This window comes from Nitratidesulfovibrio sp. 1201_IL3209 (assembly GCF_036763125.1).
Lineage (GTDB): Bacteria > Desulfobacterota > Desulfovibrionia > Desulfovibrionales > Desulfovibrionaceae > Cupidesulfovibrio.
Genome location: NZ_JBAIYT010000054.1, coordinates 1 through 8,834, shown reverse-complemented (window position 1 = coordinate 8,834; position 8,834 = coordinate 1). Strand labels below are relative to the sequence as shown.

7 protein-coding genes and 2 pseudogenes are annotated in these 8,834 nt (G+C 67.0%); 7 read left to right on the top strand and 2 right to left on the bottom strand.

What is annotated here, in order from left to right:
* A pseudogene (locus V6B97_RS16665) lies at window positions 1-86 on the bottom strand (IS1595 family transposase); the annotation flags it as partial.
* A gap of 107 nt (window positions 87-193) precedes the next feature.
* Here V6B97_RS16665 and V6B97_RS16660 point away from each other — a divergent pair.
* The 7 genes from V6B97_RS16660 (at window position 194) to V6B97_RS16630 (ending at window position 8,441) form a co-directional block, all read left to right on the top strand.
* Complete coding sequence (locus V6B97_RS16660) at window positions 194-1,303, top strand: class II glutamine amidotransferase (protein WP_333507650.1); 1,110 nt, start codon at window positions 194-196, stop codon at window positions 1,301-1,303.
* On the top strand, window positions 1,300-2,163 hold the full coding sequence (locus V6B97_RS16655) for a hypothetical protein (RefSeq protein WP_333507649.1): 864 nt from the start codon (window positions 1,300-1,302) through the stop codon (window positions 2,161-2,163). Before V6B97_RS16660 ends, V6B97_RS16655 begins: the two co-directional genes overlap by 4 nt.
* A 382-nt stretch (window positions 2,164-2,545) precedes the next feature.
* Complete coding sequence (locus V6B97_RS16650) at window positions 2,546-4,408, top strand: cation:proton antiporter (protein ID WP_333507648.1); 1,863 nt, start codon at window positions 2,546-2,548, stop codon at window positions 4,406-4,408.
* Window positions 4,409-4,644: 236 nt separating this feature from the next.
* Window positions 4,645-5,046 carry a preprotein translocase subunit YajC gene (gene yajC, locus V6B97_RS16645; protein WP_333507647.1) on the top strand — a complete coding sequence of 134 codons (402 nt, stop codon included), beginning with the start codon at window positions 4,645-4,647 and terminating at the stop codon, window positions 5,044-5,046.
* 125 nt (window positions 5,047-5,171) lie between these two features.
* Window positions 5,172-6,770: a protein translocase subunit SecD gene (secD, locus tag V6B97_RS16640; RefSeq protein ID WP_333507646.1), complete on the top strand. Its 1,599-nt coding sequence runs from the start codon at window positions 5,172-5,174 to the stop codon at window positions 6,768-6,770.
* Window positions 6,771-6,785: 15 nt separating this feature from the next.
* The gene (secF, locus tag V6B97_RS16635) at window positions 6,786-7,871 is read left to right on the top strand and encodes a protein translocase subunit SecF (RefSeq protein WP_333507645.1); all 1,086 of its coding nucleotides are present in this window, start codon (window positions 6,786-6,788) and stop codon (window positions 7,869-7,871) included.
* Window positions 7,872-8,114: 243 nt separating this feature from the next.
* A complete protein-coding gene (locus tag V6B97_RS16630; protein ID WP_333507644.1) occupies window positions 8,115-8,441 on the top strand; it encodes a c-type cytochrome in 327 nt (108 codons plus the stop codon).
* Between the two features lie 291 nt (window positions 8,442-8,732).
* Here V6B97_RS16630 and V6B97_RS16625 read toward each other — a convergent pair.
* Window positions 8,733-8,834: pseudogene (locus V6B97_RS16625) on the bottom strand (IS1595 family transposase); the annotation flags it as partial.

Below are 8,834 nucleotides of genomic sequence, written 5' to 3'. Positions count from 1 at the left end.
GCAGTTTTGGTGGCATCAATATCGATGCAAAAGCATTCAGCAATTTTTCCGATTTTGTAGCGGCTTAATTTGCTGTTTTTAAACATGATTCTAGCCTATCAGGGCTTGGCCTGATGGTCTAGAGCCTATGGAATATGCACGCAACGGTTCCGGTGGAACCACTTCCCCGGACCGTCCACCACGGAGAGAGGCCATGCAGGCTCCACGCGATTTCTGGCATTTCGAGAAGGACATTTCCGGCTGCGGCGTGTTCGGCGTCATCGACCGGGCGCGGCGGCTCATTCCCGGGTCGGAGCCCATCGCGGCCATGTGCACCATGCACGACCGGGGCAACGGCCTGGGGGGCGGTTTCGCGGCCTACGGCATCTACCCGGACCGGTCGGACTGGTACGCCTTCCACCTGATGTGCGACGACCGCGACGCGCTGGAACGGGCGGAGTCCGTCATCAAGCAGTTCCACGACGTGCGCCATTCCGAGCCCATTCCCACCCGCAAGGTGGCCAGCGTGAAGAACCCGCCGGTAGTCTGGCGCTTCTTCGTGACGCCCAAGGCCAACCGCCCCGCCTGGGCCACCGGCGACGAGGCCGACTACATGGTGGGCACGGTGATGCACATCAACACCAGGGTGCCCGGCGTGTTCGTGTTCTCCAGCGGCAAGGACATGGGGGCCTTCAAGGGCGTGGGCTTTCCCGAGGACATCGCCGACTTCTTCCGGCTGGACGAGTACCACGCCCACATGTGGACCGGGCACAACCGCTTTCCCACCAACACGCCCGGCTGGTGGGGCGGGGCGCATCCGTTCACCCTGCTGGACTGGGCCATCGTGCACAACGGCGAAATCTCGTCCTACGGCATCAACAAGCGCTACCTGTGCCAGCACGGCTACGAGTGCACCCTGATGACCGACACTGAGGTGGTGGCCTATCTCATCGACCTGCTGATCCGGAAGCACGGCCTGACCAGGCGCGAGGCCAGCTGGGTGTTCGCGCCGCCGTTCTGGGACGAGGTGGACCGCATGCCCGAAGCCGAGCGCGAGGCGTTCAAGGCCCTGCGCATGGTCTACGGTCCGGCCCTGCTCAACGGCCCCTTCGCCATCCTGGTGACCGATTCCAACGGCATGATGGGCCTCAACGACCGGGTCAAGCTGCGCCCGCTGGTGGTGGCCGAGAAGGGCGACCGGGTGTTCATGTCCAGCGAGGAAAGCTCCATCCGCGAGGTCTGCCGCGACCTCGACCGGGTCTGGGCCCCCAAGGCGGGCCAGCCCGTGATCATCGACTACCTGCCGCAGGGAGGTGGAGCATGAGCGGGGACGTGATGTGCGACGACAAGGGCTTCTGTGTGCAGCGCGAGGGAGAGCGGTGCGTCATCGACGCCACCGGGGTGTACTACCGCCAGCTCAACGAGCGGATTAGGGCGGCGCTGGAGCACGGCGTCACCGACATCGAGATCGTGCAGGTGCGCGGGCAGCGCTACATCGCCACCGCCGTGGAGGGCGACGTGCGCTTCACCGTGCGCGGCGTGCCGGGGCAGGACCTGGGCGCGTTCATGCGCGGGCCCACCATCCACGTGCACGGCAACGCGCAGGACGGCGTGGGCAACACCATGGACGGCGGGCGCATCGTCATCCACGGCATGGCCGGCGACGTGCTGGGCTACGCCATGCGCGACGGGCGCATCCTGGTGCGCGGCGACGTGGGCTACCGCGTGGGCATCCACATGAAGGCCTACATGGACCGCGTGCCGGTCATCGTGGCGGGCGGCAAGGCGGGCGACTTTCTGGGCGAGTACATGGCGGGCGGGGCCATCATCCTGCTGGGCATGCATTCCGGCATGCCCGATGCGCCCATCACCGGGCGCAACCTGGGCACGGGGATGCACGGCGGGGTCATCTACCTGCGCGGCCGGGTGCCCGAGCACCAGCTTGGGCCGGGCCTTGCCATGGAGCCGGTGGACGACGCGGACAGGGAATTCCTGCGCGTCCACGTGGCGGATTTCGCCGCGGAGTTTGCGGGTGAGTTCGGGGGCGGATTCGGAGCCGATGGCGCGCCGGGCGGCCCCGCCGACGCCGACGCCCTGGCCGAAGCCATCCTGTCCGAGCCGTTCGTGAAGATCCGCCCCTTCTCGCACCGCCCCTACGGCAACATGTACGTGGGGACGAATTAGGGGCTGTTTCCAATTGGAAACAGCCCCCGGGAGCCTCCGTCCGGCCGGTTCGGCACACGACGGACATCTTGCGTGGATAGGCTGGGCTCCGGCACGACTGCGCGCCGGAGCCCTTGCGTTCCCGCGTCCCCGTCGTGCCGGGGCGCTTCGCCACGCGTGGTGTCGCCATGCGCGCCAGCCCGCGCGCCGTACCGGGTCGTTCCGGCCGTTCCGCCTCCCGCGCCGAAGCGTTCACCGTTCCGCCAGCCCCCGGCAGGGCGCGCCATCCGCGTTCCAACCTTGCCACGCGCCGGTTGAATGTGCATACTAGCCCATTGGTCCGCAGTCATTCCCCTTCGGTGCCGCCCCGTGCGCCGCGCCTTCACCCCGACGAGAGTTCTTCATGCCGCACAACATCGACCTCATCCTGACCCTGGCGGGCGGCCTCACCGCTGCGCTGGCCCTCGGTTTCATCACCCAGAAGCTGCGCCTGTCGCCCATCGTGGGCTACCTGCTGGCGGGCATGGTGGTGGGGCCGCACTCGCCCGGTTTCGTGGCCGACGCGGACACGGCCACCCAATTCGCCGAACTGGGCGTCATCCTGCTGATGTTCGGGGTGGGGCTGCATTTCCATCTCAAGGATCTCATGGCCGTGCGTTCCGTGGCCGTGCCGGGGGCCATCGTGCAGATCGCCGCCGCCACGGTGCTGGGCATGCTGGCCACCCATTTCTTCGGCTGGTCGTGGACGGCCGGGGCCGTGTTCGGCATGGCCATTTCCGTGGCCAGCACCGTGGTGCTCACCCGCGTGCTGTCGGACAACCGGGCCATGCACACCCCCGTGGGGCACGTGGCCATCGGCTGGCTGGTGGTGGAGGACTTGTTCACCATCCTGGTGCTGGTGCTGCTGCCCGCGCTGTTCCCGCCCGCCACCGCCTCCGGAGCGCCCGCCTCGGTGTGGGCCACGCTGGGCACCACCACCCTGAAGCTGGGCGCGCTGGTGGTGTTCACGCTGGTGGCCGGGCAGCGGCTGATCCCGCTCCTGCTTTCCTACGTGGCCCGCACCGGCACGCGCGACCTGTTCACCCTGGCCGTGCTGGTGCTGGCGCTGGGCATCGCCGTGGGCGCGGCGGAATTCTTCGGCGCGTCCATGGCCCTGGGGGCCTTCCTTGCGGGGATGGTGGTGGGGCAGTCGGACTTCAGCGCCCGCGCGGCGGCAGAGGCGCTGCCCATGCGCGACGCCTTCGCGGTGCTGTTCTTCGTGTCCGTGGGCATGCTGTTCGACCCCGCCTCGCTGACCACCGGCTGGCCGCTGATGCTGATCACCCTGGCCATCGTGCTGCTGGGCAAGCCGCTGGCCGCGCTGGTGGTGGTGCTGGTGCTGGGCCACCCCCTGCGCAAGGCCATATCCGTGGCCGTGGCCCTGGCCCAGATCGGCGAATTCTCGTTCATCCTGGCATCCCTGGGCACGGCCCTGGGCGTACTGCCCGCCGAGGCGGGCAACGCCATGGTGGTGGCGGCGGTGATTTCCATCACCATCAACCCCATGCTGTACAAGGGCATCGACCCCCTGATGAAGGTGCTGGCCCGCCGGGGCATCGGCGTGGCGCGCCCGGCTGCGGGCAACGCGCCCGTGCCCGTGCCCGCCGACGGCGCGCACCGGGTGGTGCTGATCGGCTACGGCCCGGTGGGCCGGGCCATCGCCCGCATCCTGCGCGACAACGACATGGACGTGGTGGTGGTGGAGATGAACATCGACACCGTGCGCGAACTGCGCGTCCAGGCCGCGCACGAGGCGGCCGGGGTGACCGGGGAGGCCATGTCCGACGCAGGGGCCGACGCGGGGGGCGGCGGTTCTCCCGAGGGTTCCCCGAACGGCTCTCCTGACGGTTCCCCGAAAGATGCGCCTGACGGCGGCGACCACCACGCCGGGCGTCCCCTGCTGGCCGTGCACGGCGACGCCACCCAGGCCGAGATATTGCGCCACGCGGGGCTGGAAGAGGCCGAGGCGTTGATCATCTCCACGGCCACGGCCCCGGCGCGCGAGATCATCGAGGTGGCCCGCGCCGTGAACCCCAGGGTGCGCATCCTCATCCACACCACCTACCTGCGCGAGGCCGAAGCCCTGCGCGCGGGCGGGGCGGAGGTGGTCTTTTCCGGCGAGGGCGCGGTGGCCCTGTCGCTGTCCACCTTCCTGCTGCGCGAACTGGGCGCCACCGAAGAACAGGTGGAAACCGAGCGCCGCCGCATCCGCCACGACTTCTGCTGAGCCTGCCGGGGGCGGTACCCCATGGGCCCATGGCGCCGTTTCGGGCTGCCCCCTTCGGCGGGGCGGCCCTTCCTTTCCAGCCCCTTTCCGGCCATATCCGCAGGCACCTGCGCCGCATGGCCCGCGCGGACCGGCGGCCAGAAAAGCGTTGAAAAAAACGGCCATGGCAGGTAGGTAAGTCACGTTTTGCGACCATAACGCCCTCCACGCGGGGGCGTAACCTTCAAGGAGGCATCATGCTCTGGACCAACGTGGCGTACGCCATGGGCGCGGGTCAGCCGGCCGGCGGCGGGGCCAACCCCATCGCGTCTTTCGTGCCGCTGATTCTCATGTTCGCCATCTTCTACTTTCTCCTCATCCGTCCCCAGCAGAAGAAGGCCAAGGAACACAAGGCCATGCTGGAGTCCATCAAGAAAGGCGACAACGTGGTGACCGCCGGCGGCATCTACGCCCGCGTGTTCGATGTGCAGGACGACGTGCTGGTGCTCGACCTTGGCGAAACCAAGGTCCGCGTGGGCCGTTCCTTCGTCAGCGCGGTCCTGGACCCCAAGGCCAAGAAGGACGACAGGAAGCCCGCCGACAAGAAGGCCGGCAAGGACGCGGACAAGAACGAAGACGGGAAGGACGGGCAGAAGTAGTCCCGTTTCCCGCGGCATGGGGCAAGCACGCGCACCGTGGTCACGGCTGGCGCCTGCTTGCCTTTTTGCCGTGAATGCGGTCGCGCGCCGCGCCCGCGTGACATACCGCAACTCCAGGAGTGGCAATGAAACAGGGTTTCCGCTGGAGACTCGCCGTGGTGCTGGCCGTGCTGCTGTTCGGCGTGGCCTACGTGCTCCCGAGCCTGCCGGGCATCAAGTCGTCGCCGTTGGGCAGGTTGCTGCCCGACAGCACCATCAGCCTCGGGCTCGACCTCATGGGCGGCATCCACCTGACGCTGGGCGTCGATGTGGACAAGGCCGTGGAAAACTCGCTGGCCCAGATGGGCCAGGACATCCGCACCATGGCGCGCGAGAAGGACGCCTTCGTCCTGCGCCCGCGGGTGCTGCCCGGCGACCGCATCGAGTTCGTGCTGGCCAGGGCCGAGCAGCGCGACGTGCTGGGCGAACTGCTGGCCAGGCAGTTCCCGCAGCTGAGCGTTGCCGCGCCGCAGACCACCGATGACGGGCAGTTGCGCTACGTGGCCACCATGAAGCCGGAATATCGCAAGAACATCAGCGATATGGCGCTGGAGCAGGCGGTCAAGACCATCCGCAACCGCATCGACCAGTTCGGCGTGGCCGAACCGGACATCCGAAAGCAGCAGGACAACCGCATCCAGATCCAGCTGCCCGGCCTGCACGACACCCAGCGCGCCATCCAGATCATCGGCCAGACGGCCCACCTGGAGTTCCACATCGTGCGCGACGACGTGGACGCGGAAAAGGCCGCGCGCGGCATCCTGCCGCCCGGCACCGAGGTGCGTCCCATGATCCGGCGCGGGGCCGACGGCAGCCAGGCCGAAACGCCCATGGTGGTGGACAAGGAAGCCGTGCTGACCGGCGAATACGTGGCCGACGCGCGCCCCGGCTTCGACAATTTCAACCAGGCCTACGTGATGCTGACCTTCAACAGCCGCGGCGCGGCCATGTTCGAACGCATCACCCAGGAAAACGTGCGCAAGCGCCTGGCCATAGTGCTGGACGGCAAGGTCTATTCCGCGCCGGTCATCCAGGAAAAGATCGGCGGCGGCCGGGCCAGCATCACCGGCAAGTTCTCCACGGCGGAGGCGCAGGACCTGGCCATCGTGCTGCGCGCGGGTTCGCTGCCCGCGCCGGTGAGCGTGCTCGAGGAACGCACCGTCGGCCCATCGCTGGGCCAGGAATCCATCGACAAGGGCATTCTTGCCGCCGTTGTCGGCGGCGCGGCGGTGATGATCTTCATGGTGGCGTACTACGGCGTGTCCGGCCTCATCGCCGACGTCATGCTGTGCTTCACCGTGCTGCTCATCCTGGCGGGCATGGCCGCCTTCGGCGCCACCCTGACCCTGCCCGGCCTTGCGGGCATCGTGCTGACCCTGGGCATGGCCGTGGACGCCAACGTGCTGATCTTCGAGCGCATCCGCGAGGAACTGCGCCGGGGGCACACGGTGCTTTCCGCCATCCACGAGGGCTTCGACCGCGCCACGCTGGCCATCACCGACTCGAACCTGACCACCATCATCGCGGCGGCCATCCTGTACCAGTTCGGCACCGGCCCGGTGCGCGGCTTCGCCGTCACGCTGACGCTGGGCATCATCGCGTCCATGTTCACCGCCATCTTCGTTTCGCGCGTGGTCTTCCACGCCTGGAAGGGCGGTTCGGGCGACAAACGCCTCAGCATATAGCGGAGGAGAGCCACAATGGGTTTCTCGTTCATCCGGCATGATACCAATTATGACTTCGTGGGCATGCGCCACAAGGCGTATGTGATATCCATCGCGCTCGTTCTCGTGGGGCTGCTTTCCATTGTCTTCAAGGGCGGGCTGACCTACGGCATCGACTTCGCCGGCGGGGCCATCGTGCAGGTCAAGTTCGACCGGCCCGTGCACGACGACGACCTGAAGAAGAGCCTGGAAGGCGCCAACCTGCCCGGCCTTGCCGTGCAGCGCTTCGGCGAGGGCGAGACCGACTACCTGATCCGCATGTCGCACACCGACGAGTCGGCCGAGGCCATCCGCACGGCCGTCACCGGTGCGCTGACCGCCAACATCAAGGACGCCACGTTCGAGGTCCAGCGCCTGGAGATGGTCGGCCCCAAGGTGGGCGCGGACCTGAAGAGCAAGGCGGTGGAGGCGCTGTACTACGCGGTGCTGCTCATCGCCATCTACATCTCCGGCCGGTTCGAGCGGCGCTGGATGGCCTCCGCCGTCATGGCGGGCACGCTGGCGGGCGGCATGTACCTGCTGGGCCTCATCGGCGTGCCCCGGCTGTGGCTGGTGCCGTTCTCGCTGGTGCTCACCATGGTGCTGTGCTGGAAGCTGCGGCTCAACTTCGCCCTGGGGGCCATCGTGGCGCTGGTGCACGACGTGCTGATCACCATGGGCGTGCTTTCGCTGCTGGACAAGGAAGTGGACCTGAACATCGTGGCGGCCATCCTGACCCTGGTGGGCTACTCGCTGAACGACACCATCATCGTCTACGACCGCATCCGCGAGACGCTGCGCACCCACCGCAAGGAATGGACCTACGCGCACATCATCAACGCCAGCATCAACCAGACGCTGAGCCGCACCATCCTGACGGGCGGCACCACGCTGTTGGTCATCCTGGCGCTGTTCGTGCTGGGCGGCGGGGTCATCCACGACTTCGCGCTGACCATGCTGGTGGGCGTGTTCGTGGGCATCCTGTCCTCCATCTTCGTGGCCAGCCCGGTGCTGCTGCACTTCGGCATGCCCGAGGAGGAAAAGGAGCCCGCGCCCCGCGTGGGCCAGGAAGGGGCCGTCTAGGCGGTCTTTTCCGGCATTGAAGCACATGGACGGGCGGCGCGCGGGCGTCGCCCGTTTTTCATGTTATCATCCCAAATACCCGCCGGTTGCGGCAGAGAGTGCGCCAGATGGCGCGCCAGATGACGCGCCGGGAACGGCGCAAACGCGGCAGCAGCCGTCCAAGACGGGAAGGCGGTTGCTTTTTTTTGCCTTCAGGCGTTATCCTACAGGCACTTGGAATCGTTTTTGTCCCGTGGAGGTGACATGAAGGTTTGCATCTCCGGCGCGGTCCTTGGCGCGCTGCTGGCCTGCGCGGCATGGGTTCCGGCGGCTGTGGGCATCGCCCGGGCCGCCGACGGCGCGACGCTGTACGCCCAGTGCGCGGGCTGCCATGGCGAGGACGGCGGCAAGGCGGCCCTGGGGGCCGCGCGGCCCGTGAAGGGCCAGACCGCCGAAGCCCTGTACGGCAAGCTCAAGGGCTACGCGGACGGCAGCTACGGCGGTTCGAAAAAGGCCGTCATGGCGGGAATCGCCAAAAAACTTTCGGACGAGGACATGCGCGCCCTGGCCGCGCACATGGCTTCCTTTTAGGGGCTGTCTCTAAATTGTCTTTTCGCCCGTTGGCATCGTCAAACTTCGCCTGCCATAGCGTTGCTGTCCTTATCCGCGCGCTGCGGTCCCTATCCGTAAGGTTCGCTGCGCTCACCAACGGCTAGGGCAAGACTCGCGCTGTGCGCTCGCCTAACGGCTAAGGCTCGGTCGAATACGAGAAGAGTACGCGTTGCGGTCCTCATCCGTAATGCTCGAAGACTCGCATAACGGCTGGGGCACTCCCTCATGGCAGGCTTGTTTTCCTTGCCAACGAACGAAAATCCTAAGGCTCTAGACCATCAGGTCTTTGTTTTTTGCTACCAGCCGTTTCATTTCGGCAATGAGTTGGGGCAGGGGCTTGTTGTAGCGCCATTCACATTCTTTGAGGTGTAA